24 protein-coding genes are annotated in these 25035 nt (G+C 39.9%); 19 read left to right on the forward strand and 5 right to left on the reverse strand.

Features of this window, described 5'->3' with window-relative positions:
- The first annotated feature begins 191 nt into the window (after positions 1-191).
- The 5 genes from MK396_RS05415 (at position 192) to MK396_RS05435 (ending at position 9388) form a co-directional block, all read left to right on the forward strand.
- Positions 192-410: a hypothetical protein gene (locus MK396_RS05415; protein WP_268723900.1), complete on the forward strand. Its 219-nt coding sequence runs from the start codon at positions 192-194 to the stop codon at positions 408-410.
- A gap of 53 nt (positions 411-463) precedes the next feature.
- Positions 464-1135: a CPBP family intramembrane glutamic endopeptidase gene (locus MK396_RS05420; RefSeq protein WP_268723901.1), complete on the forward strand. Its 672-nt coding sequence runs from the start codon at positions 464-466 to the stop codon at positions 1133-1135.
- A 131-nt stretch (positions 1136-1266) separates the two neighbouring features.
- Positions 1267-4542 (forward strand): ATP-dependent nuclease subunit B, encoded by a 3276-nt coding sequence (rexB, locus tag MK396_RS05425; protein ID WP_268723902.1) that lies wholly within the window; start codon positions 1267-1269, stop codon positions 4540-4542.
- Complete coding sequence (gene addA / locus MK396_RS05430) at positions 4539-8192, forward strand: helicase-exonuclease AddAB subunit AddA (protein ID WP_268723903.1); 3654 nt, start codon at positions 4539-4541, stop codon at positions 8190-8192. The genes rexB and addA overlap by 4 nt, the downstream gene beginning before the upstream one ends.
- Before the next feature lie 17 nt (positions 8193-8209).
- On the forward strand, positions 8210-9388 hold the full coding sequence (locus tag MK396_RS05435) for a hypothetical protein (protein WP_268723904.1): 1179 nt from the start codon (positions 8210-8212) through the stop codon (positions 9386-9388).
- A 32-nt stretch (positions 9389-9420) separates the two neighbouring features.
- Here the strand turns inward: MK396_RS05435 and MK396_RS05440 are convergent, their stop codons facing one another.
- Positions 9421-9777 carry a type II toxin-antitoxin system PemK/MazF family toxin gene (locus MK396_RS05440; protein ID WP_268723905.1) on the reverse strand — a complete coding sequence of 119 codons (357 nt, stop codon included), beginning with the start codon at positions 9775-9777 and terminating at the stop codon, positions 9421-9423.
- Positions 9761-9976 (reverse strand): type II toxin-antitoxin system PemI/MazE family antitoxin, encoded by a 216-nt coding sequence (gene mazE, locus MK396_RS05445; RefSeq protein ID WP_129312942.1) that lies wholly within the window; start codon positions 9974-9976, stop codon positions 9761-9763. Before mazE ends, MK396_RS05440 begins: the two co-directional genes overlap by 17 nt.
- Before the next feature lie 212 nt (positions 9977-10188).
- Here mazE and ylqF point away from each other — a divergent pair, with 212 nt between their 5' ends.
- The 14 genes from ylqF to xerS all read left to right on the forward strand — a co-directional run bounded on the left by ylqF (position 10189) and on the right by xerS (position 20980).
- Positions 10189-11040: a ribosome biogenesis GTPase YlqF gene (gene ylqF, locus MK396_RS05450; protein WP_268723906.1), complete on the forward strand. Its 852-nt coding sequence runs from the start codon at positions 10189-10191 to the stop codon at positions 11038-11040.
- Positions 11027-11806, forward strand: a complete 780-nt coding sequence (locus MK396_RS05455; protein ID WP_268723907.1) for a ribonuclease HII — start codon at positions 11027-11029, stop codon at positions 11804-11806. Before ylqF ends, MK396_RS05455 begins: the two co-directional genes overlap by 14 nt.
- A 12-nt stretch (positions 11807-11818) precedes the next feature.
- A complete protein-coding gene (locus MK396_RS05460) occupies positions 11819-13369 on the forward strand; it encodes a ClC family H(+)/Cl(-) exchange transporter (protein WP_268723908.1) in 1551 nt (516 codons plus the stop codon).
- A 52-nt stretch (positions 13370-13421) separates the two neighbouring features.
- On the forward strand, positions 13422-14168 hold the full coding sequence (locus MK396_RS05465; RefSeq protein WP_268723909.1) for a CPBP family intramembrane glutamic endopeptidase: 747 nt from the start codon (positions 13422-13424) through the stop codon (positions 14166-14168).
- Positions 14169-14318: 150 nt separating this feature from the next.
- A complete protein-coding gene (locus MK396_RS05470) occupies positions 14319-14750 on the forward strand; it encodes a hypothetical protein (RefSeq protein ID WP_268723910.1) in 432 nt (143 codons plus the stop codon).
- A 100-nt stretch (positions 14751-14850) separates the two neighbouring features.
- Positions 14851-15276, forward strand: coding sequence for a hypothetical protein (locus MK396_RS05475; RefSeq protein WP_268723911.1), 426 nt, complete (start codon positions 14851-14853; stop codon positions 15274-15276).
- A complete protein-coding gene (locus MK396_RS05480; protein WP_268724026.1) occupies positions 15276-16517 on the forward strand; it encodes a hypothetical protein in 1242 nt (413 codons plus the stop codon). Before MK396_RS05475 ends, MK396_RS05480 begins: the two co-directional genes overlap by 1 nt.
- 72 nt (positions 16518-16589) lie before the next feature.
- Positions 16590-17012 (forward strand): hypothetical protein, encoded by a 423-nt coding sequence (locus MK396_RS05485; protein WP_125841406.1) that lies wholly within the window; start codon positions 16590-16592, stop codon positions 17010-17012.
- Positions 17012-17377 (forward strand): hypothetical protein, encoded by a 366-nt coding sequence (locus tag MK396_RS05490; RefSeq protein ID WP_268723912.1) that lies wholly within the window; start codon positions 17012-17014, stop codon positions 17375-17377. Before MK396_RS05485 ends, MK396_RS05490 begins: the two co-directional genes overlap by 1 nt.
- Positions 17378-17418: 41 nt before the next feature.
- Positions 17419-17853, forward strand: a complete 435-nt coding sequence (locus MK396_RS05495) for a hypothetical protein (RefSeq protein ID WP_247917774.1) — start codon at positions 17419-17421, stop codon at positions 17851-17853.
- Positions 17853-19124, forward strand: a complete 1272-nt coding sequence (locus MK396_RS05500) for a hypothetical protein (protein WP_268723913.1) — start codon at positions 17853-17855, stop codon at positions 19122-19124. The genes MK396_RS05495 and MK396_RS05500 overlap by 1 nt, the downstream gene beginning before the upstream one ends.
- Positions 19106-19498, forward strand: a complete 393-nt coding sequence (locus MK396_RS05505; protein ID WP_268723914.1) for a hypothetical protein — start codon at positions 19106-19108, stop codon at positions 19496-19498. Before MK396_RS05500 ends, MK396_RS05505 begins: the two co-directional genes overlap by 19 nt.
- Complete coding sequence (locus MK396_RS05510; protein WP_268723915.1) at positions 19479-19769, forward strand: hypothetical protein; 291 nt, start codon at positions 19479-19481, stop codon at positions 19767-19769. Before MK396_RS05505 ends, MK396_RS05510 begins: the two co-directional genes overlap by 20 nt.
- Before the next feature lie 140 nt (positions 19770-19909).
- Entirely contained in the window at positions 19910-20980 is a 1071-nt protein-coding gene (gene xerS / locus MK396_RS05515; protein ID WP_268723916.1) for a tyrosine recombinase XerS, read from the forward strand.
- A 72-nt stretch (positions 20981-21052) separates the two neighbouring features.
- Here the strand turns inward: xerS and MK396_RS05520 are convergent, their stop codons facing one another.
- The 3 genes from MK396_RS05520 to MK396_RS05530 all read right to left on the reverse strand — a co-directional run bounded on the left by MK396_RS05520 (position 21053) and on the right by MK396_RS05530 (position 25029).
- Positions 21053-22042: a lipoate--protein ligase gene (locus tag MK396_RS05520; RefSeq protein ID WP_268723917.1), complete on the reverse strand. Its 990-nt coding sequence runs from the start codon at positions 22040-22042 to the stop codon at positions 21053-21055.
- A 195-nt stretch (positions 22043-22237) separates the two neighbouring features.
- On the reverse strand, positions 22238-23941 hold the full coding sequence (gene lpdA, locus MK396_RS05525; protein WP_268723918.1) for a dihydrolipoyl dehydrogenase: 1704 nt from the start codon (positions 23939-23941) through the stop codon (positions 22238-22240).
- 44 nt (positions 23942-23985) lie between these two features.
- Positions 23986-25029: a dihydrolipoamide acetyltransferase gene (locus tag MK396_RS05530; RefSeq protein WP_084849679.1), complete on the reverse strand. Its 1044-nt coding sequence runs from the start codon at positions 25027-25029 to the stop codon at positions 23986-23988.
- Positions 25030-25035 lie beyond the last annotated feature (6 nt).

Genomic DNA, 25035 nt, shown 5'->3' on the forward strand with positions numbered 1-25035 from the left:
TATACAGTTTAGGACGTTTCGATGACAATTCAAGATTTGAAGAGGATATTTTGCAAAGATGTGCTATACTAAACTTGTCAAAGTTGCAACTAGACAAACATAAAAAACTAACTTAAAATATAATAGTTTTTGTAAGTAGTTATGAGTAGCAGATTACTCAACTAATCTGAACAATAATGGAGGAATACATCATGGTTTTAATGAAAAAAAATATAAATCTGACAAATGAAGAATTAGAGATGATACAAGGTGGAGCAAATTATGGTAAAGAGCCTAATGGTTATTACGCTTGGCAAATGGCGTCGGTATTAACTATGCCGGTTCATGGATTTTGTCCTAGTGGTACTTATGATTTAGGATATATTGGCGGAGGCAATCATCTTTGCAAAGGAAGTGCTGCGAGATTTTAAGTAAAATTTATTAGTAATATGACAAAACAAGGGGAGAAAAGCTGAGGCATAGTATGAAAAAACGAATTATTCAGATTTTACTAGCATTGTCCTTAATTTTTTACAAATCAACTTGGTTTTGGGGAATGTTCAATTACCTCGCAAATTCTTATTTACCAGTAAGTCGGGAATTTTTTCAGATTCTACTTTTGATGGAGAGTGGAGTTCTTTTCTTAGCAATCCTCTATTTAAAAGTTTTTGAAGGTGGAAAAATTATGCATTTCAAGTGGAAGAGCAGATACTTTCTCTATCTTTTACTAGCGTATATCATTTGGCACACATCTGAAACCCTATTCTCCTATTTAATTCCTGCATCGTCCAATCAGATTTCCTTACATGAATTAGTAGATATGACAGGGAGACAGGAATTCCCCTATTTCTTGCTCATAGTTTGCTTCATTGGTCCTATTACCGAGGAATTCATTTATCGAGGTGTGCTTATGACAACTTTTTTCAAAAACTCGCCTTGGTACGGGGATGTCTTGCTTTCTGCTATTATTTTCGGTTTTATTCATATCAATTTTGCTTTAACTCCTCTTACTTTTTTTATTTATGCTAGTGGAGGTCTTATTTTAGCCCTATTGTATCGCATGACTAAAAATCTCTACTATCCAATAGTACTTCATATCCTTATCAATATCACTGCCTTCTGGGACTTGTGGTTACTCCTATTTTCAGGAAGTTAGCTTACTGAAACAATGTCGGAATTTTCCGGCATTTTTCTTTTCAATAGATGAGCAAGAACCGATTATTTACAGGATTGCTTCATTAAAAAATGGTATAATAAAAGGTAATGAAAAATTCCAACGAGGCTGAGATGAAATTACTTTATACTGATATTCGGACTTCTTTGACTGAAATTTTAACGAGAGAGGCAGAAGAGCTAGTTGCTGCAGGCAAGCGGGTCTTCTACATCGCCCCCAACTCTCTTTCATTTGAAAAGGAACGTGCTGTGCTGGAATGCTTGTCCCAGCAGGCTTCTTTTGCGATTACTGTCACACGCTTTGCTCAAATGGCTCGTTATCTGGTTTTAAATGACTTGTCTACAAAGACCAGTCTTGATGACATCGGCCTTGGAATGGCCTTTTATAAATGTCTTGCGGAACTGGACTCCAAAGAGTTACGTGTTTATGGTGCAATTAAGCAGGATCCTCAATTTATCCAGCAGTTGGTTGAACTTTATCATGAGATGACGACTGCTCAGATGAGCTTTTTGGACTTAGAAAATTTGACGGATGAGGACAAGAGAGCAGACTTACTCTTGATTTTTGAGAAAGTAACGGCCTATCTCAATCAGGGTCAGTTGGCTCAGGGAAGTCAGTTGTCCCATTTGATTGAGGCTATTGAGAATGATAAGGTAAGTAGTGATTTCAGTCAACTTGCCTTGGTAATTGACGGATTTACCCGTTTTTCTGCTGAGGAAGAGCGTGTAGTGGATCTACTCCATCGCAAAGGTGCCGAGATTGTTATTGGTGCCTATGCAAGCAAGAAAGCCTATACCAGTCCGTTCACTGAAGGAAATCTCTACCAAGCCAGTGTGGAATTCCTCCATCATTTGGGGGCAAAATACCAAATACCTGCTCAGGATTGTTCTCAGACGCATGAGAAGATCGATAGTTTTGACAAGGCCTCTCGTTTGCTGGAGTCTACTTATGACTTTTCAGAACTCGCTTTAGATATCGATGAGAAAGACCGTGAAAATCTGCAAATCTGGTCTTGTTTGACACAAAAGGAAGAGTTGGAGTTGGTAGCCCGCAGCATTCGTCAACAATTACATGACAATCCAGAACTGAGTTACAAGCATTTTCGTATTCTCTTAGGAGATGTGGCTTCTTGTCAGTTGTCCTTAAAGACCATTTTTGACCAGTACCAGATTCCTTTCTATCTTGGTAGAAGTGAATCTATGGCTCACCACCCCTTAACCCAGTATGTCGAATCTATTTTGCGTTTGAAACGCTACCGTTTTCGTCAAGAAGATTTGATTAATCTCCTCAGAACTGGTTTGTATACTGACCTTAGTCAGGATGATATTGATACTTTTGAGCAATATCTCCGCTATCTTGGCATCAATGGGTTGCCAGCTTTTCAGCAGACCTTCACAAAATCCCACCACGGAAAATTTGATTTGGCACGTTTGAACGCCATTCGTCTGCGAGTTTTGGTACCACTTGAAACCTTATTTGCCAGTCGGAAGCAAAAAGCTGAAAATCTCTTGCAAAAGTGGAGTATTTTTCTAAAAAATGCTGCTTTAAGCAAGCAGATGCAAGATTTGACAGCTACTATGGAAACTCTAGAACAGGAAAGACAAGCTGAAGTTTGGAAAGCCTTTTGTCATGCCTTAGAACAATTTGCGACGGTTTTTGGTGGTTCGCAAGTTAGTCTGGAGGACTTCCTAGCCTTGCTCCACTCAGGGATGACTTTATCTCAGTATCGCACTATTCCAGCGACAGTGGACACTGTTCTGGTGCAGAGTTACGATTTGATTGCACCTCTGACCGCTGACTTTGTCTATGCCATTGGACTCACTCAGGATCATTTGCCAAAAATTGCGCAAAACACCAGTCTATTGACAGATGAAGAAAGACAAAGCCTAAACCAAGCTACTGAAGAGGGAGCACAATTACTGATTGCAAGTAGCGAAAATCTCAAGAAAAATCGCTATACCATGCTTTCTTTAGTCAATGCCGCCCGTAAGCAGTTGGTGTTGTCAGCACCAAGTCTTCTTAATGAAAATGAGAGCAAGGAATCGGCCTATCTTCAGGAACTGGTGAGTTTTGGATTTAGCCGGACAGAGAAGAAGATTCATCAAAAAAGTCTGTCTAAGGATGATATGGGTTCTTATCACAGTCTATTGTCTAGTCTAGTTGCCTATCATCAGCAGGGCGAGACAAGTAATACTGAGCAAGATTTGACCTTTGTCAAGGTTTTGGCTCGTATCATGGGGAAAAAACTTGACCAAAAAGGTCTTACAAATCCAGTTATCCCAACTAATCCAAGTAGCAAGCCATTAGAGAAAGAGACCTTGCAGGCTCTCTATCCCGCTGACAAGGAGTTTTACCTGTCTACGTCTGGTTTGACGGAGTTTTACCGCAATGAATACAGTTATTTCCTCCGTTATGTCTTAGGTTTGCAGGAAGAATTGCGCCTTCGTCCTGATGCTCGCAGTCATGGGAATTTCTTGCATCGTATTTTTGAACGTACCTTGAAACTCCCTGCTGAAAATTCCTTTGATCAGCGTTTGGAGCAAGCTATCAAGGAAACCAGCCAAGAACGCGAATTTGAAGCTATTTATCAGGAAAGTTTGGAAGCCCAGTTTACCAAGGAAATTCTGCTTGATGTTGCGCGGACAACAGGCCACATCCTTCGTCATAATCCAGCCATTGAAACCATCCAAGAGGAGGCAACATTTGGTGGAAAGGATCAGGCCTTTATTCAATTGGACGATGGTCGCAGTGTCCATGTGCGAGGCAAGGTTGACCGTATTGACCGCCTGAAAGCTGATGGAGCGCTAGGAGTGGTGGACTACAAGTCTAGTCTGACTCAGTTCCAGTTTCCTCATTTCTTTAATGGGCTTAATTCCCAACTGCCAACCTATCTTGCTGCCCTAAAAAGAGAAGGGGAGCAGAACTTTTTCGGTGCCATGTACTTGGAAATGGCTGAGCCTGTCCAATCTTTATTAGCTGTTAAAAGTCTGGCAGGAGCAGTAGCAGAAGCCAGCAAATCTATGAAATACCAGGGACTCTTTTTAGAAAAAGAAAGCAGTCACTTGGGCGAATTTTACAACAAAAACAAGGCTAATCAGCTGACAGACGAGGAATTCCAGCTCTTATTGGACTACAATGCCCATCTTTACAAGAAGGCAGCTGAGAAGATTTTAGAAGGCCATTTTGCCATTAATCCATACACAGAAAACGGCAGAAGTATTGCCCCGTATGTCCAGCAACACCAAGCCATCACTGGATTTGAAGCCAATTACCACTTAGGACAAGCCCGTTTCCTAGAGAAGTTGGACTTAGCTGACGGTAAGCGTCTGGTCGGAGAAAAGCTCAAGCAAGCTTGGTTTGAGAAAATGAGAGAGGAGTTGAATCGATGAAGCCCATTTCCTTTTTAACTGAGGAAGAAATTCAAAAACTGCAAGAAGCAGAAGCGAGTTCGAACAAGGAACAAAAGAAAACAGCTGAGCAAATCGAAGCCATTTATACCGCAGGGCAAAATATCCTTGTTTCAGCGTCTGCTGGTTCAGGGAAGACCTTTGTTATGGCCGAGCGCATTCTGGATCAGTTAGCGCGAGGTGTGGAAATCAGCCAACTCTTTATCTCGACCTTTACCGTCAAGGCTGCTACTGAACTAAAGGAGCGCTTGGAGAAAAAAATCAGCAAGCAAATCCAAGAAAGTAGAGATGTTGATCTCAAACAACACTTGGGACGTCAGTTGGCAGATCTGCCAAACGCGGCCATCGGAACTATGGACTCCTTCACACAAAAGTTCCTCGGTAAACATGGCTATCTGATTGATATTGCACCAAATTTCCGTATTCTACAAAATGAAAGTGAACAGTTAATCCTCAAAAACGAAGTTTTTCATCAGGTGTTTGAAGCCCATTACCCAGGTGAAAATAAAGAGACCTTTAGTCGTTTGGTGAAAAACTTTGCTGGGCGTGGCAAGGATGAACGTGGTCTGCGCCAGCAAGTCTACAAAATATATGATTTCCTCCAATCCACCAGCAGTCCCCAAAAATGGTTGAACGAGTCTTTTCTCAAAGGGTTTGAAGAAGCTGACTTTGTAATTGAAAAAGACAAATTAACTGAGCAAATCAAGCAGGCGCTTTGGGACTTGGAAAGTTTCTTTCGTTATCATCTGGATAACGATGCCAAGGAGTTTCCAAAAGCTGCCTATTTAGAAAATGTGCAGCTGGTTCTGGATGAAATTGGCTCCTTAAATCAAGAGTCCGATAGCCAGGCTTATCGAGCAGTGCTTGCACGTGTTGTTGCCATCTCTAAGGAGAAAAATGGTCGAGCTCTGGCTAACTCTAGTCGTAAGGCCGATTTGAAGACACTGGCTGATGCCTATAACGATGAAAGAAAGACCCTGTTTTCTAAACTAGGACAACTGGCGGACCAGATAACGATTTTCGACTACCAAGAACATTATCATGAAGATACTTGGGAGCTAGCTAAAACCTTCCAACCCTTTATGAGTGATTTTGTGGAGGCTTATCGTGAGCGTAAACGTTTGGAAAATGCCTTTGAATTCGCTGATATCAGCCATTACACCATTGAGATTTTAGAGAATTTCCCTAAAGTCCGCGAGGCTTATCAGGAACGATTTCATGAAGTCATGGTCGATGAGTATCAGGATACTAATCACATTCAAGAACGGATGCTGGAATTGCTGTCGAATGGTCACAATCGCTTTATGGTGGGAGATATCAAGCAATCCATCTACCGTTTCCGCCAGGCAGATCCGCGGATTTTCAATGAAAAATTCCAATGCTATGCGCAAAATCCTCAAGAAGGAAAGCTGATTCTCCTCAAGGAAAATTTCCGTAGTAGTTCAGAAGTGCTATCGGCAACCAACGATGTTTTTGAACGGCTCATGGACCAAGAGGTTGGTGAAATCAACTACGATAGCATGCACCAGCTTGTTTTTGCCAATACCAAACTAACTCCTAATCCAGACAACAAGGCAGAATTTCTCCTCTACGATAAGGACGATAGTGGGCAAGAAGAGGAAGAGAGTCAGGCAGACCCGAAACTCACTGGGGAAATGCGCCTGGTCATCAAGGAAATCCTGAAGCTTCATCAAGAAAAAGGTGTTGCTTTTAAAGAAATAGCCCTTTTGACCTCTAGCCGCAGTCGAAATGACCAGATTCTCCTCGCCCTGTCTGACTACGGAATTCCTGTTAAAACAGACGGCGAGCAAAACAATTACCTCCAATCCCTAGAAGTACAAGTCATGCTGGACACCCTGCGCGTCATTCACAATCCCCTGCAAGACTATGCCTTAGTTGCTCTGATGAAGTCTCCTATGTTTGGTTTTGATGAGGACGAGTTGGCACGCTTGTCCCTTCAGAAATCAGAAGATAAGGTGCAAGAGAATCTTTTTGAGAAACTGGTCAATACTCAAAAACTGGTAACAAACCAGAAAAACTTGATTCATACAACTCTAGCTGAAAAACTCAATCAATTCATGGATATCTTGGATTCTTGGCGCTTGTATGCCAAAACCCACTCTCTCTATGACTTGATTTGGAAGATTTACAACGACCGTTTTTATTATGACTATGTTGGAGCCTTGCCAAACGGACCTGCTAGACAGGCTAATCTCTACGCCCTAGCTCTGCGCGCTGACCAGTTTGAAAAGAGTAATTTCAAGGGCTTGTCGCGTTTTATACGTATGATTGATCAGGTTTTGGAAGCTCAGCATGACCTCGCAAGCGTAGCTGTCGCTCCACCTAAAGATGCCGTGGAACTCATGACCATTCACAAGAGCAAAGGACTGGAGTTTCCTTATGTCTTTATCCTCAACATGGATCAGGACTTCAACAAACAAGACTCAATGTCAGACGTCATTCTCAGCCGTCAAAATGGGCTTGGTGTCAAATACATTGCCAAGGTGGAAACAGGAGCAGTGGAAGCACACTATCCTAAAACCATTAAACTCTCTATTCCTAGCTTAACTTATACGCAGAATGAGAAAGAACTGCAACTGGCTAGCTATTCAGAGCAGATGCGTCTGCTGTATGTTGCCATGACGAGAGCTGAGAAAAAGCTCTATCTTGTCGGCAAGGGTTCTCGTGAAAAGCTAGAAGCCAAGGAATACCCAGCAGCAAACAATGGAAAATTAGATGGCAATACCAGACTACAAGCAAGAAATTTCCAAGATTGGATCTGGGCTATCAGTAAAGTTTTTGCCAAGGACAATCTCAACTTTAGCTATCGCTTTGTTGGTGAAGCCCAGTTGACCAGAGAAGCTATCGGGGAATTGGAAATCAAGAGCCCTTTACAAGACAGCTCTCAAGCAGACAACCGCCAGTCAGAAATCATCAAAGAAGCCCTTGAAATGCTGAAAGAAGTGGAAATTTATAATACTCTTCACCGCGCAGCCATTGAACTACCAAGTGTTCAAACCCCAAGCCAAATCAAGAAATTCTACGAACCAGTTATGGATATGGAAGGGGTAGAAATTGCTAACCAAACTCAATCACCGGAAAAGCAAATCAGCTTTGATTTACCAGATTTTTCAACTAAAGAAAAGGTAACTGGAGCGGAGATTGGTAGTGCAACCCACGAACTGATGCAGAGAATTGACCTCAGTCAGCAACCAACGCTTGCTAGCCTGAAAGATACTCTGCAACAAGTTCAAACTAGTCCAGCTGTTAGAGATAAGATCAATCTTTCTAAAATCCTAGCCTTCTTTGATACGTCACTCGGTCAAGAAATTCTCGCCAATACAAATCATCTCTACCGCGAGCAACCTTTTTCTATGCTCAAAAAAGACCAAAAGAGTCAGGAAGACTTTGTTGTTCGTGGGATCTTGGACGGCTATCTGCTTTACGAGGACAGAATTATTCTTTTCGACTATAAGACAGACCGTTATGATAAACCAAGTCAACTCATAGACCGCTATCGTGGCCAGTTAGCCCTATATGGTGAAGCCTTATCACGAGCTTATTTGATTGAAAATATTGAGAAATACTTGATTTTACTCGGTAAAGACGAGGTTCAAGTTGTAAAAGTATAACCTAGAAAGGAAACCTCATGACTCTTCCAGTTAGAAAATCCCTGCATGATGCGGTTTTACAGGCTTCAAAAGCCGATACTTGGGATCAAGCTACCAAGGAATGGAATGAAGTTTCCTTGATTTTTAATGGCATTGGCCGTAGCAATTGCGTCTGTGGGAATGCCATAAAATACGCCTACGAACTCTTTAACGGAGTTACAGGCCAACGCCTCTTTCCTATCGGAAGCGACTGCGTTCGCCATTTTCATCGACTGACCTTAGACCAGCAACTCGAAGAGGAAGACAAGCTTCTCAGAAAACTTGAGAATCTAACCAGAAAGGCTCAGAAAAAGGAAAAAATCAAGGTCAATAAAAGCGATTTTAACGAACGACTTCTAAAATGGTTTTGGGAAAAAGGTGTTTTCAAAGCCAATCGTGGCAATCAATTCGCACCTGAGAGAGACTATCAGCTCTTCCTAGAAGTCTTCCAAGGCGGAAGTTGGACCAAGGCAGAACCAAAAAAGAAGGCACGTCTAGAAGAAGTCCTTGAAAAATGTATCAAACCCTTTCTACTTGGAAAGTCTGATGATCAACTCTACCTTGTCAAGCTAGGTAAGGAAAAAATCGACTACGAGCAGCATTTACGGATTCAAGCAGAGAAAGAACGCAAGAAAAGAGATAAAATCGCCAAGCAATACGCTGACAATCTCATTCTTGCCATGGGACCTGCAGAACGAGCTTATCAAGATTACTTTGGCTTTACAGAAACCTTGACCCAAGAAGAACGAAAATGGGAGAAAATCCTCTTTGGTAAGAATAGAGACGAACGGGCTGTCAAGGCTAAACAAAACCAAAAGGAGCTGGAAAAGGATCAGCGAATTGCAAATCAAGATCCTATTGAACGAAAGCAGAAGCAGACTTGGCTTCTTAATTCCTATTTTCGTGGTTTGCCTGATGAAAAAGCCAGATTTGCTCGACTCTTACTAGAGTATCGAAAAAGTGGTGAAGTACCCTTTTCAGATGATTACTTATCTGGGCATCTCATCGACTTTTTCTACAAGATGAAAGCCTTTGAGTTTGAGATTGCACCAGAACAAGTCCGCGATTTTCTAAAAGAATGCCTTCAGGCAGAATATCTATCATCAGCACAAGAAAGCTGGATTAGAGGGATTTTGACAAACTGCCTTCACCCGTTCTTAGATAGGTTACTCATATAGAAAAATCCTACCTTGTCTATGCATGGTAGGATTTAAGTATCTCCAAAGATGTACTGGTAAAGTTGGACTACTTTCTGAAAACACTGTGTGTCCATTCTTGTTATTTTTTGAGCATTACGCATCCGAAAATCAAAGGTATAAAGTTGAAATGGATTGACAGCGCCATCTACCTTATCCGATGAGACAGGAACGAGCAAGCCTTTTTCTGCCAAACGATGTTGGCCATGAGTGATAGGACAGACAGCAACAAAACCAGTTTGCAAGGCATATTCTCTCCTAGAAACGACCAAGGCAGGTCGCCGTTTCTGGATTTCTCGACCGACTGATGGATCAAAGTCCAGCCAAATGATATCCTGCTTTTCAGGAATATAGTCAGATTTCGCTACCAAGTGACCATACCCCTTCAAAATCGTTTGTCATTCTCAAATCAGTAATTCCATCAAAAGGATCTTTCAGTTTTGGAGCTAAGACAATGACTCCGTCAATCCCTTTGTAGACAACCATTTCTTGACCTTCTGTCATACCCAAATTTTTAGGAATGGTCACAGTGAGCGAATTCCCCACCTTCCGAGTCTTTACTGTATTCATTACTCTACCTCCACGAATTAGTATACACTAAGTATATACCTGAAAACAAAAAAAGTCAAGTCAATCGTTGCTGGCATCAAGGATATTTCGCACGATTACTATTTATCATTTGTTGTGGTCAAAGCCTGTGCAAAAGTTCCTAATTTATGATAGAATAAATAGTAAGAGAGAAAACGTTTTTACTACGTTTTTCTAGTCGGAAAGGGAAATTTATGGCTACTATTCAATGGTTCCCGGGCCATATGTCTAAGGCTCGGCGACAAGTTCAGGAGAATCTAAAATTTGTTGATTTTGTGACGATTTTGGTGGATGCTCGGCTACCTTTATCTAGTCAAAATCCTATGTTAACCAAGATTGTGGGTGATAAACCGAAACTCTTGATTTTAAATAAAGCGGACTTAGCAGATCCAGCAATGACCAAAGAATGGCGTCAGTATTTTGAATCACAGGGAATTCAAACTCTGGCTATCAACTCCAAAGAGCAAGTGACTGTAAAAGTTGTGACAGATGCTGCCAAAAAGCTCATGGCTGATAAGATTGCACGCCAGAAAGAACGCGGCATCAAGATCCAAACCTTGCGGACCATGATTATCGGAATTCCAAATGCCGGCAAGTCAACTCTCATGAACCGTTTGGCTGGGAAAAAAATTGCAGTTGTCGGCAATAAACCAGGTGTTACCAAGGGGCAACAGTGGCTCAAAACCAACAAAGACCTTGAAATCCTAGACACACCAGGGATTCTTTGGCCTAAGTTCGAAGACGAAACCGTCGCTTTGAAACTAGCCCTAACAGGAGCAATTAAAGACCAGTTGCTTCCTATGGATGAAGTGACCATTTTTGGTCTCAATTATTTCAAAAAACATTATCCAGAAAAGCTAGCTGAACGCTTCAAACAAATGAAGATAGAAGAAGAAGCGCCTGTTATCATCATGGATATGACCCGCGCCCTCGGTTTTCGAGACGACTACGACCGCTTTTACAGCCTCTTCGTTAAGGAAGTCCGTGATGGAAAATTCGGTAACTACACCTTAGATACATTGGACGACATTGATGACGACGATTAAAGAAATCAAGGAACTTCTTGCTACTGTCAAAGAATTAGACAATCCTCTTTTTCTTGAACTGGAAAAGGATACTCGTTCTGGAGTTCAAAAGGAAATCAGCAAGCGTAAAAAAGCCATTCAGGCTGAACTAGATGAAGACCTTCGTTTGGAATCCATGCTTTCCTTTGAAAAAGAGCTTTACAAACAAGGATTGACCTTTATAGCAGGTGTTGACGAGGTCGGCCGTGGTCCTCTGGCTGGTCCTGTGGTCGCTGCAGCCGTTATTTTGCCAAAAAATTGTAAGATTAGAGGCCTCAACGACAGCAAAAAAATCCCCAAAAAGAAACATCTGGAAATTTATCAAGCCATTCAAGACCAAGCCTTGGCAATAGGTATTGGTATCAAGGATAATCACATCATTGACCAAGTCAATATCTACGAAGCGACCAAACTTGCCATGAAGGAAGCAATCTCCCAGCTCAGTCCGCAACCTGAGTACCTCTTGATAGATGCCATGAAACTGGAGTTGCCGATTTCTCAAACAGCAATCATCAAAGGAGATGCAAACTCCCTCTCAATCGCAGCTGCATCTATAGTGGCCAAGGTGACACGGGATGAATTGATGAAGGAATTTGATAAGCAATATCCTGGCTATGATTTCACGGCTAATGCAGGATATGGAACAGCTAAACATCTAGAAGGATTGGAAAAACTAGGTATCACCCCAATTCACCGAACCAGTTTTGAACCAGTCAAAACACTGGTTTCAACCAAGAAAGATAAGTAAGAGGAAATGATTATGGAGGAACAGTCAGAAACACTCAGTTCCAAGAAAGAATTTGCCTTTGCCTCAAGCACCATATTATCCCAAGTTGGACGAGGAATCATTGTTGGTCTCGTCGTCGGGCTAATCGTCGGATCCTTTCGTTTCTTAATCGAAAAGGGCTTCCACCTGATACAAGGACTCTATCAAGATCAAGCGCACCTGGTGCGCAATCTTTTTATCATTGGTCTATTTTATTTAATTGTTAGCTGGCTCAGTGCGAAATTAACTCGATCGGAAAAAGATATCAAGGGTTCTGGAATCCCTCAAGTCGAAGCTGAACTAAAAGGTCTCATGACTCTCAACTGGTGGGGCGTACTTTGGAAAAAATATATTCTAGGTATTCTTGCAATTGCCAGTGGACTTATGCTGGGACGTGAAGGGCCAAGTATTCAACTTGGAGCGGTCGGTGGTAAAGGTATTGCCAAGTGGCTCAGATCCAGCCCAGTAGAGGAACGTTCCTTGATTGCAAGTGGGGCTGCCGCAGGACTAGCAGCTGCCTTTAATGCACCAATCGCAGGTCTTCTCTTTGTTATAGAAGAAGTTTACCACCATTTTTCACGCTTTTTCTGGGTCTCAACCCTAGCAGCCAGTCTCGTAGCAAACTTTGTTTCTCTGCTCATATTCGGCCTAACACCCGTACTAGATATGCCAGACAACATTCCTCTCATGACCTTAGACCAGTATTGGATATACCTCCTTATGGGAGTTTTTCTCGGGCTTTCTGGTTTTCTCTATGAGAAAGCTGTACTCAATGTTGGTCGAATTTATGACTGGATTGGTCAAAAAATCCATTTGGATAAAGCTTATTATCCAATCCTAGCCTTTATCCTTATCATACCAGTCGGCATCTTCTTACCACAAATCCTTGGTGGTGGAAATCAGCTCGTTCTTTCCTTAACTGAGCAAAATTTTAGTTTCCAAGTTCTATTAGCTTACTTTTTGATCCGTTTTGTTTGGAGCATGATTAGCTATGGAAGTGGTCTTCCAGGAGGAATTTTCCTACCAATTTTGGCGCTTGGTTCCTTGCTTGGTGCCCTAGTTGGTGTCATTTGTGTGAATCTTGGACTTGTCAGTCAGGAGCAATTTCCTATATTTGTTATTCTTGGAATGAGTGGCTACTTTGGAGCAATATCCAAGGCTCCCTTAACCGCCATGATCCTCGTAACTGAGATGGTTGGAGATATTCGCAACCTCATGCCACTGGGCTTAGTGACCTTAGTAGCCTACATCGTCATGGATCTGCTCAAGGGGGCGCCAGTCTATGAGGCCATGCTAGAAAAAATGCTACCAGAAGAAGCGACAGACGAAGGAGAAGTCACCCTCATTGAAATTCCTGTATCAGATAAAATCGCTGGAAAACAGGTTCACGAGCTCAATTTACCACATAACGTACTCATCACCACCCAAGTCCATAATGGCAAAAGTCAAACCGTTAACGGCTCAACTAGAATGTATCTGGGTGATATGATTCACCTGGTGATTCCAAAAAGTGAAATTGGAAAAGTCAAAGATTTGTTGTTGTAAGCTTTAGTTTACATAATTTATTTTACGTAAAAAATCATTGAAAGGATTCTCTATGAAAAGAAATAAGGCAATTGCGGTATATTTGATAGGCACATTTAGCCAAATAGTATCAGTTTGTCTCCTTTTCTTTCTCTTGAATCATTTTTCTGTTCATTCCAATCTATTAACTATTTTAGGAATCATTGTTGGTGGGATTTCCTCAGCTCTTTGGGGAATAATTGTTGCAAATCACTATTTTCATATTCATTTTAAGAAGATCGTTAACGATTTTTTTAACATTCATACCAGTTATAAACATTATTTATTATCTTTTTCCCTAATTATCCTTGATTTTTCTTTTCTAATGTTTGGTGGGAAAATGATAGAATTTAGCTGGTATCTCCCATTTTTGATGTTCTTCAAATTTATTGTCTTTGGTGGTATAGAAGAGATTGGATGGCGATATGTCTTTCAACCAATTTTACAAGAAAAGTTGCCATATTTTTACTCAACAATCCTAACTTTTTTCAGCTGGGCGATTTGGCATCTGTTGTTCTTTTACATAGATGGTTCCCTTGCAACACTGCAAACTCTACCGTTTTTATTTGGATTGCTGACGAATTCTTTCATACTCTCAGCTCTTTATATCAAAACAAAGAGTCTCTGGATTTGCGTTATGACACATTCGATCATTAATGTCTTGTCTCAGCTAACCATAGATACTAATCGATACGAAACCTACCTAATCAAAATTTTCGTCATCTTGGTATCCTGCTATATGGTAATACATAAAAAAGATGAGTATAATCGGTATGAATAAAATTAATATAAATCTTCAAAACCAAATCAAAAAAGATTTGGTTTTTTAAGAATTAGAAATCTATTTTTCAGTATATAGTATAATTTTTACCCCTTACTTTGTTAAGAATGATTAGAATATTGTATAATAAGAAAAAGGAGAAAAGCATAAATGAATAATTCTGGAATTAAAAAAAGTCATAAAAGGTTACTAATCGTTTTGTCAATCTCAATTATCACAGCAGTTGGTATTTTTATGTTTAGTATGTTAGGGAAATCCCAAGAAGAACGTCGGAATAAAGAGTATGAAGTTAGTTTGATTGAAACTTTAAAAGATAGTTATGAGGGTATTGAAGAAATTAGATTTTCTAATGCAAACTACACAAATCCGCCAGGAAGTTGGACTTGCGTAGTTGAACTATATTTTAATGAGAGAAGCATAAAATATAAAATTAATTATTCAAAAAAAGATAAACGTATTTCTGATGTATCTTTAGAGAGAGAGAATAGAAAAGAGGACCGAGAATTTTTAAATAGTCACTTGGGTAAGACTAGTAAACTCACAAAAATTATTTTTTCAGATGGTTCAGAAGGAGAATATTAATGGTATACACTTATACTGATAAACAACTCAATGAATTAAATCACGGAAAAAATGTTTATAGTGTAAATTCTGAATATGCTGAGAAAAAGAGGAAATGATAATGAGTAAAGACAGATTAAGAAAAAGCTATAAACCATTATTCATAGTTTTACTACTCGCAACCATCACAGCAGGAGGTGTTTTTATGTTTTCTATGTTAGGGAAATCCCAAGAAGAGCGTCGGAATAGAGAGTATGAAGTTAGTTTGGTGAATGCTTTAAAGAATTCCTACCAAGGGATTGAGGAGATTAAAATTTCCAATCCAGAGTACACAAGCCCTCCAGGTTCGTGGTCTTGTGATGTCGAAATTAAATTTAAAGATGAAAGAACTCTTTCATATGGAATTAATCATCATTTAAACTATAAAACCAATTATGGTGGACGTCAAGAAACAAACGAAGATTGGCAGTATTTAGAAAATCATAAAGGGCAAACTTTAAATTCAGTGAAAATTACTTATTCTGATAGTGAGCAAGGAGAACTATGATGTATTTCCAATATACTGATGAACACTTGAATAATTTAAACCAAGATTATGCTGTTTATAGTGTGAACGAAGAGTTTTCAAGTAGAAAAAAGACAAAACAGGTTGTAGAAAAGTCTAATATTGATCCTAAAAACGAAACCAATACAATAAACACTTCCGATGGTCAAGAATTCCGTGTTGTTGCCACTAAGTCTGACCCAGTAACGGGATTTGATGGACTGGCAGTTGCACCAATAGTCAACGGTGAACCAGATTATAAAAATGTAGCTGTGATTGCTGCGGGAACGGACCCTGGGAGTCCTACTAAGATTGATGTCGGAACAGCAGTTGCAGAAAGAGAGTCAGGTTTATCCCCTCAATATTATGTAGCAGACCGATTTGTAAAAGAAATTATGGATGATCCCCGATATGAAGTCAGTCAACTATCTGGCTATTCACAAGGTTCTTATATGCTGAAGGTAGGAGCTAAATACCACATCCCTACGACTACCTTCAATGCTTGGTTTTTTTATAATTCACTTTCTAATGAGGAAAAAGCATTCATAGATAAAAATCCTGCTATGTTTATAGATTATAGAAGGAATTATGATGTTGTTGTGTTTGGAAATGATTTCAACCATCCTGAATTATTCAATAAATCATTTTTAGAAATGCCTGATACCATATATTGGCTTGACGGAACTAGTCACAATATAGGTGATTGGGAGTTTGATCCTGTAACAGGTCAAGTTGTTGATGGTAAAGGTGGGAAGCACTTGGTTAGTGGCGTTTATCGAGCGTATGCTAACAGTCTCCGAGGAATGGCTCATTACAAGGACTTGAAGTCAAAATGGTCAAAAAATGGCATTAGTAGCTCTGAAGAAATATACTTAGATGCAGCTCAGGGTTCTATCTTATCATCATCTATGGCTACGGCAGCAAGAACTGGAGCTGATGAAGTGAGCGCCTTAGCCCAAAAAGCCAATCAGGAATTACAAGAAATTTGGTCAAAAATCGACTTTACGAGCTACACAGCATTAGCTCCCTATGAGGTTGAGGCCCTTTTTGCTAGCCAAGGTATCACTCAAGCACAGTTCATCGATACATTTCAGACAGAGACAAATCAAACAGCCACTAAGATGAATGCTTCCGCCCAAGCATTTGAACAGTTAGATAAACAATTACAGGAAGTCATCGAAAAAACAGTGGCAACAGACACACAATTAGCCAAGGAGTTTCGACAATGGAAAGAAAAGATGTAAATCTCCTTTTTCTTATTATAGTGTAATATAGACAAATCTTATAGTATAGTAAGAAAAAGGAGAAAAACTCAAATGAACAATTCTGGAATTAAAAAAAGTCATAAAAGGCTGCTAATCGTTTTGTTAGTTGCATTCATTACAGCAGGAGGTGTTTTTATGTTTAGCATGTTAGGGAAATCCCAAGAAGAGCGTCGAAATAGAGAATATGAAGTTAGTTTGGTAAATGCCTTGAAGAATTCTTATCAAGGGATAGAAGAAATCGAAATTACCAATCCAACATATACGAACCCTCCTGGCGACTGGTCTTGTAAGGTTGATATTTTGTTTGAAGATGGAGAAAAAATATTCTATGGAATTCCACATGACTTAGATGATAAAGAAAATTATAATGGTCGTATGACTTATGGACAGCGAGATTTTCTTAACCTAAGAAAAGGAATAACAACTAATACAGTTACGGTTACATACTCTAACAAAGAAAGAGGGGAGCAGTAATGGTATTTAATTATACTGATAAACAACTTAATGAATTAAACCACGGGAAGAATGTATACAGTGTCAATTCTGAATACGCTGAGAGAAATAATAAACCTTTGGTTACAGAAGCTCCTAATCCGAATCCTTCTTCATCTGATTTTGAAGAAACCAATACAATAACCACCTCAGATGGTCAAGAGTTCCGTGTTATTGCGACTAAGTCTCACCGAGGAACAGGTTTTGATGGTTTGGCGGTAGCTCCTATAGTAAACGGTCAACCGGATTATAAAAGTATAGCTGTGATTGCTGCTGGAACAGATCCTGGGGGTCCTACTAAGATTGATAGATTTAAAATAACTTTTTCTTATTATAGTGTAATATAGACTAATCTTATAGTATAATAAGAAAAAGGAGGAAATCTTAAATGAACAATTCCAGCACTAAAAAAAGTCATAAAAGGTTACTAATCGTTTTGTCAATTGCAATTATTACAGTAGGAGGTGTTTTTATGTTTAGCATGTTAGGGAAATCCCAAGAAGAGCGTCGAAATAGAGAGTATGAAGTTAGTTTGGTAAACGCCTTAAAGAATTCCTATGAAGGGATAGAAGAGATCAAGATTACAAATCCTGATTATACAAACCCGCCGGGATCATGGTCTTGTGATGTTGAAATTAAGTTTATTGATGAAAAAACTATTAAATATGGGATTGGATATTCTTTAGACACCGAAGAAATAACAGATGCTTCATTGGAATGGGAAGGAAGAATAAAAGATAGACAATTTTTGAATGAAAACAAGGGTAAAACCACTTCGAAAATCAGGGTAACTTATTCTGATAACGACGAAGGAGAGCAATAATGACATTTAATTATACAGATAAACAGCTTAATAATTTAAATAGAGATACTGGAGTTTACAGTGTGAATCCAGAGTTTGCTAGACGAAAACATAAAAAGCTTGTTGTTAATAAACCTGATTCAGAATTAGCTAGCTATGAAACCAACACTATAACCACCTCAGATGGTCAAGAATTCCGTGTTGTTGCCACTAAGTCTGACACTGAAACTGGTTTTGATGGGCTGGCGGTAGCTCCTATAGTCAATGGCAAACCAGATTATAAAAATGTAGCCGTGATTGCTGCTGGAACTGACCCTGATAGTCCGGTGAATAAAACTATGTTTAGTTCACGCGATGTCAATAGTGCCATAATTGCAAGGCAAACTTATTTATCTCCACAATATAAGGTTGCTGACCAATTTGTAAAAGAGCTTATGGACGATCCTAGATATGAAGTCAGTCAACTATCTGGTTATTCACAAGGATCTTATATGCTAAAAGTAGGGGCTAAATACCACATCCCTACAACCACCTTTAATGCTTGGTTTAAATACGGCGCACTCACACTAGAAGAAAAAGCATTTATTGAAAGCAATCCTTCTATGTTTATAGATTACCGTAGAAAACATGATGATGTAGTACGTTGGAATGATTTCAATCACCCTGAATGGTACACCAGTCCGATTGATATTACAAATTCTATGCCTAGCACGATTCACTGGCTTGATGGGACTAGTCATAAAATTGGTGACTGGGAGTTTGATCCTGTAACTGGTCAAGTTGTAGATGGCAAAGGAGGGAAACCCTTAATCAGTGGCGTTTATCGAGCTTATGCCAACAGTCTCCGAGGAATGGTTCATTACAAGGACTTGAAGTCAAAATGGTCATCAGGTGGCATTAGTAGTTCTGAGGAAATATACTTAGATGCAGCTCAAGGTTCTATCTTATCATCATCTATGGCTGCAGCAGCAAGAACTGGAGCTGATGAAGTGAGCGCCTTAGCAAAAAAAGCCAATCAAGAATTACAAGAAATTTGGTCAAAAATCGATTTTACGAGTTACAGTGCATTAGCTCCCTATGAAGTTGAGGCACTTTTTGCTAGCCAAGGTATCACTCAAGCACAGTTTATTGATACGTTTCAGACAGAGACAAATCAAACAGCCACTAAGATGAATGCTTCCGCCCAAGAATTCGAAAATTTGGATAAACAATTACAAGAAGTCATCGAAAAAACAGTAGCAACAGATAAGCAATTAGCCAAGGAGTTTCGACAATGGAAAGAAAAGATGTAAAATGGGAGGAAATAAGAGAGAAAGAGAGAGAACTGTATACTCTAGAAGAACGATATTATCAAGAAAAGAAGAAACTCGATAACAAAGCCCTTGATCTAGACGAACGAAATGCAAACTTAGAAAAACTGATGTCCGAAGAAGTTGATAAAATGTATCAAATCTTGAGAAAATTTGATTCAACTGCTGATGATATTAGAGACTACTTTACAGAAATAGAAAATCTGAGACACTTTTCAGATCAAGTATACCGAGAACATAGAATTCAACTCGAAGATGAGAGAGAAAAATGCGATAAGGAATTTCGCAAAAAAAGAAATGAATTAGACGAAGAATTTCACAAACTAAGGAGAGATTATGCAAGCACCAATGGATGAGTACTATACTGATGAAGAATACCAGTATGCACTGAAACAAATGTATCGAATGATGGAACGAAACAGAATCATTGCGGAAGCAAAGTTAGCCATAACAGCAAAAAATAAATTAAAAGAAAACTTTAATAAGGCAGCTAAGAAAATTGCTACAGAAACCAAATCAACCATTACAAGCATAAACAGCCAAATGGACACTGCAATTCAAGGTAAAGTACGCAAGAGTCTTGAAGAAAAGATTCCGAATATGTTGCTCAAGTATGATGAAATTTAATAAAAGGTTCAGGATAACTAGCGTAAAGTTAGATTTCTGTTTTAAGTTTCTTGTTACATCTTTCCGAAAAACTATAATTTTCTTGAAAAATATATGAGTCTATGCTATACTACTAGTAGACTTAATTATGGAGAAAATACATGAAACGTGAGATTTTACTGGAACGAATCGACAAACTAAAACAAATTATGCCCTGGTATGTTCTGGAATACTACCAATCAAAGCTTGCTGTTCCCTACAGTTTTACGACCTTGTACGAATACTTAAAGGAATACGATCGATTTTTCAGCTGGGTTTTAGAATCTGGAATTTCAAATGCTGATAAAATATCTGACATTCCTTTATCGGTCTTGGAAAATATGTCTAAAAAAGACATGGAATCCTTTATCCTTTATCTACGTGAACGTCCATTGCTGAATGCCAATACAACCAAACAAGGTGTCTCTCAGACGACCATCAATCGGACCTTATCAGCACTTTCTAGTCTTTACAAGTATCTGACCGAGGAAGTTGAAAACGACCAAGGGGAGCCTTATTTCTATCGTAATGTAATGAAGAAAGTTTCAACCAAGAAAAAGAAAGAAACACTTGCTGCCAGAGCTGAAAACATCAAGCAAAAGCTCTTTCTAGGTGATGAAACAGAAGGTTTTCTGACTTATATCGACCAAGAGTACCCACAACAGCTCTCAAATCGTGCCTTATCCTCCTTTAATAAAAATAAAGAACGTGATTTAGCTATTATTGCCCTTCTCCTAGCATCTGGTGTCCGCTTATCCGAAGCTGTTAATCTAGATCTAAGAGATCTTAATCTCAATATGATGGTTATTGATGTCACACGTAAGGGGGGAAAACGTGACTCGGTCAATGTCGCTGCCTTTGCCAAGCCTTATCTAGAGAATTATCTCGCCATTCGAAATCAACGCTATAAGACGGAAAAGACGGATACAGCACTCTTTTTGACCTTATATCGTGGTGTTCCCAATCGTATCGATGCTTCCAGTGTTGAAAAAATGGTTGCTAAGTACTCTGAGGACTTCAAAGTGCGTGTAACTCCCCACAAACTACGCCATACGCTAGCAACAAGACTTTATGATGCAACTAAATCGCAAGTTTTGGTCAGCCATCAGTTAGGACACGCCAGTACACAAGTCACTGACCTCTATACCCATATCGTCAATGATGAACAAAAGAATGCTTTGGATAGTTTATAGGCTACATAAAATTATTTATGTAAAATATTGCTCATAAAAAGAAGCTGCTAAAACAAGCAACTTCTTTTTGATTTATTCCACTACTGCTTCAGCGATTTCTTCACGGCTAATTCCAGCAAAGTAGCGTGTGATATCAATAGTTTCTAGTGACTTGAGGACATCTTCGCGTTCGTATTTCACTCCACGAAGGACATCTTCTACAGCTGCAACGTCCTCGATACCAAAGAAGTCACCGTAAATCTTGATATCTTGGATTTTTGATTCAATGACGTTGGCAAAAACTTCAACCTTACCACTAGTGAATTTTGTTCCCCGACGGACGTTAAATTCAGGTGATTTACCGTAGTTCCAGTCCCAAGTCCCAAACTTAGTTTCTTTGATTCGATTGATTTCCGCCAATTCTTGCTCAGAAAAAACGTATTCCGTCATCTCTGGGTACTCTTTTTTCATGTATTCCAATAGCAAATCACGGAATTCTTCAACTGTGATTTTTTCTGGTAATTCATTGACAATATTGGTTACACGAGCACGGACAGATTTCACACCTTTTGATTCAAATTTATCTTTTGAAACCTTGAGGGCGTTAGCAAGGACTGATAGGTCAACGTCAAAAAGCAAGCAACCGTGGTGCATGATACGCCCATTGATATAGGCTTGGGCATTACCACAGAATTTTTTGCCATCAATCTCAAGGTCATTACGGCCTGTGAACTCAGCTTTAACACCGAGTTGAGTCAAGGTATTGATAACTGGAGTTGAGAAGCTCTTGAAGTCAAAGGCCTTGTTTTCATCTTCTTTTGAAATGATAGTATAGTTGAGGTTGTTTAAATCGTGATAAACAGCTCCACCGCCACTGATACGGCGGACTACCTCAATGCCATTTTCACGGACATAATCACGGTTGATTTCTTCGATAGTATTCTGGTGACGACCAACAATGATAGAAGGTTTGTTAATCCAAAGTAGGAAGATTTGATCCTCATCCAAAAGGTGTTTAAAGGCATATTCTTCCAAGGCGATATTAAAAGCAGTGTCGTTTGAATGATTGATAATGTATTTCATAGTATTTCCAAAAATTTAGTTTTTAAATTCTGTTCATAGCAATCAAATTTTCTAAAGTGGTAAAAAGAAATGTAACGTGTTATCGTTACATTTCTCGGAAAAATTGAGACAAGAGGGTCAATTTTTAGGCATGGAACTCTAATAGAGGTCGCTGCCGTCCGTACTACTTTAAGAAAATTTAGTTGAAAATCTTATTTATTTTTTCTTAGGTGAATGGATAGCCATTCCTAGAACATCCGCAAATGCTTCGTACATCACTTCAGAGTAGGTTGGGTGTCCGTGGATGGTCTTCAGCATTTCCTCAACAGTGATTTCCATTTCGATAATGCTTGATGCCTCGTTAATCAATTCTGCGGCTGCAGGACCAATGATGTGCACACCAAGGATTTCCCCGTATTTCTTATCTGCAATGACTTTTACGAAACCTTGAGCAGCATCCGATGCAATGGCACGACCGTTGGCTGCAAAGTTGAATTTACCGATTGCAACATCGTATTTCTCACGTGCTTGTTCTTCAGTCAAACCTACTGCTGCTACTTCAGGGAGAGTATAGATGGCTGCAGGAGTCAAGTTCAATTTGGCAACAGCATGATTTCCTTTGAGGGCATTTTCAGCGGCAACTTCACCCATGCGGAAGGCTGCGTGCGCCAACATCTTCGTACCGTTGATGTCACCTGGTGCGTAAATACCTGGAACAGATGTTTCCATGTATTCATTGACCTTGATACGTCCACGATCCAACTCAAACTCAACATCGCCAATTCCTTCGAGGTCTGGCACACGACCGATTGAAAGAAGAGCTTTGCTTGCGATGATATCGTCTTTTCCTTCAACCTTGATACGAAGTTGACCATTTTCTTCGATGATTTCTTCCAATTTTGTACCTGTTAAGATAGTCATACCTTTGCGTTCCAAAATCAAGCGAAGGTTCTTAGACACTTCCGCATCCATAGCTGGAACGATACGATCCATCATTTCGATAACAGTCACTTTTGAACCAAATGTCATGAAGGCTTGGCCGAGTTCGATACCGACAACCCCACCACCGATGATTACGAGGCTTTCTGGCACTTCGTTCATTTCAAGAATATCATCGCTGGTCATCACAAGTGGAGATTCCATACCAGGGACGTTAATCTTGCTGACTTTTGAACCACCGGCAAGGATGATTTTCTTGGTTTCAAGTAACTCTGAACCATTAACCAAGACATTCTTATCTTTAGTGATTGTACCAATTCCCTTATGAACAGTAACTCCGTAACTACGAAGAAGACCCGCAACACCACCTACCAAGGTATTGACAACCTTAGACTTAGTTTCAAGGAGTTTGTCCATATCTACAGTGAAGTTTGGATTTTCGATGACGATACCACGATTTGCTGCATGACCGATATTTTCGATGATTTCAGCGTTGTGAAGGTAGGTCTTAGTTGGGATACAGCCACGGTTCAAGCAGGTTCCACCGAGTTCAGATTTCTCAACAAGGGCAACTTTACCACCAAGTTGTGCTGCTTTAATCGCTGCAACATAACCAGCAGGACCTCCACCAATCACAACGATATCAAAGGCGTCATCACTCTTACCGTCGTCGTTTGAGGCACTAGCTTCTGGCGCCTGGCTAGCTTCTGGCGCTACAGCACCAGCTGTTGGGATGTTTTCTCCTTCTTCACCAAGGTAACCGATGACTTCCGTTACAGGGACAGTTTCACCATCTCCTTTGAGGATGGCAATCAAGTATCCATCTTCTTCGGCTTCCAATTCCATGCTGACTTTGTCAGTCATGATTTCCAAAAGGATTTCTCCTTCTTTTACAAATTCTCCGACTTTCTTATTCCATTGGACGATTTGTCCTTCTGTCATATCCACGCCGGCTTTTGGCATAATTACTTCTAAGGCCATGTCTTACTTCCTTTATCTAAAACTCTAAAATAACAGTAGCTAACTTAAACCAACATTGAGATTGGGTTCTCAATTAAGGCTTTCAAGTCTTTCATAAACTTAGCACCAGCCATACCATCTACAACACGGTGGTCAATAGTTAAACCAAGGCTCATGATAGGACGAATAACAATCTCACCATTGACAACAACAGGTTTCTCTACTGTTGAGCTAACCCCGAGGATTGCTGAGTTTGGTTGGTTAATAATCGGACCAAAGGACTGAACACCAAACATTCCCAAGTTACTGATTGTGAAGGTTGAATTTTGCAGTTCGCTTGGAGCCAATTTACCATCCAAGGTACGACCAATGACATCCTTAAAGGCTACAACCAACTCTGACAAGCTCATCTTTTCAGCATTGTAAACAACTGGTGTCATCAATCCGTTATCCATCCCAACCGCCATCGCAAGGTTGACATAGTTATGAGTGATAATGGTCTTGCCGTCTTCTGTCAATGAAGCGTTGATGTAAGGGTGTTTCATCAATGTTTTTACAACAGCGAGTGAAAGAAGGTCTGTTACAGTAGTCTTCTTACCAGTCGCTTCCATAATCGGATCAAGAACCTTCTTACGAAGGGCCAGCATTTCAGTCATATCAACTTCATAGTTGAGTGTGAAAGTTGGCGCAGTTAGGTAAGATTCAACCATACGTTGCGCGATAACCTTACGCATTGGTGTCATTGGAATACGCTCAATCTCACCATAAGGAGTGATATTGTCTGGAACTTCTTCCACTTTTTCGATTTGAGCAGGAGACTTGATGGTGTCGTTTTCGATATTTTCAGGAAGCAAGGCCAAAACGTCCTTCTTCATGATCTTACCACGATGACCTGTTCCTTGGATTTCCTGCCAAGCAATGTTATGTTCGAGGGCAATTCGTTTTGCAAGTGGCGAAATGCGAACCACGTTTGTGTCTTTATAAGTTTCCACGTCTTCTTTGTGGACACGACCGTTTGCACCTGAGCCAGAAACGTCGTAGAGGTTGATCCCTAGATCATTCGCTAACTTTCTAGCCGCAGGAGTCGCTCTTAGCTTGTCATCAGCCATGACCTC

The organism is Streptococcus oralis, assembly GCF_026782235.1.
GTDB classification, from domain to species: domain Bacteria; phylum Bacillota; class Bacilli; order Lactobacillales; family Streptococcaceae; genus Streptococcus; species Streptococcus oralis_CC.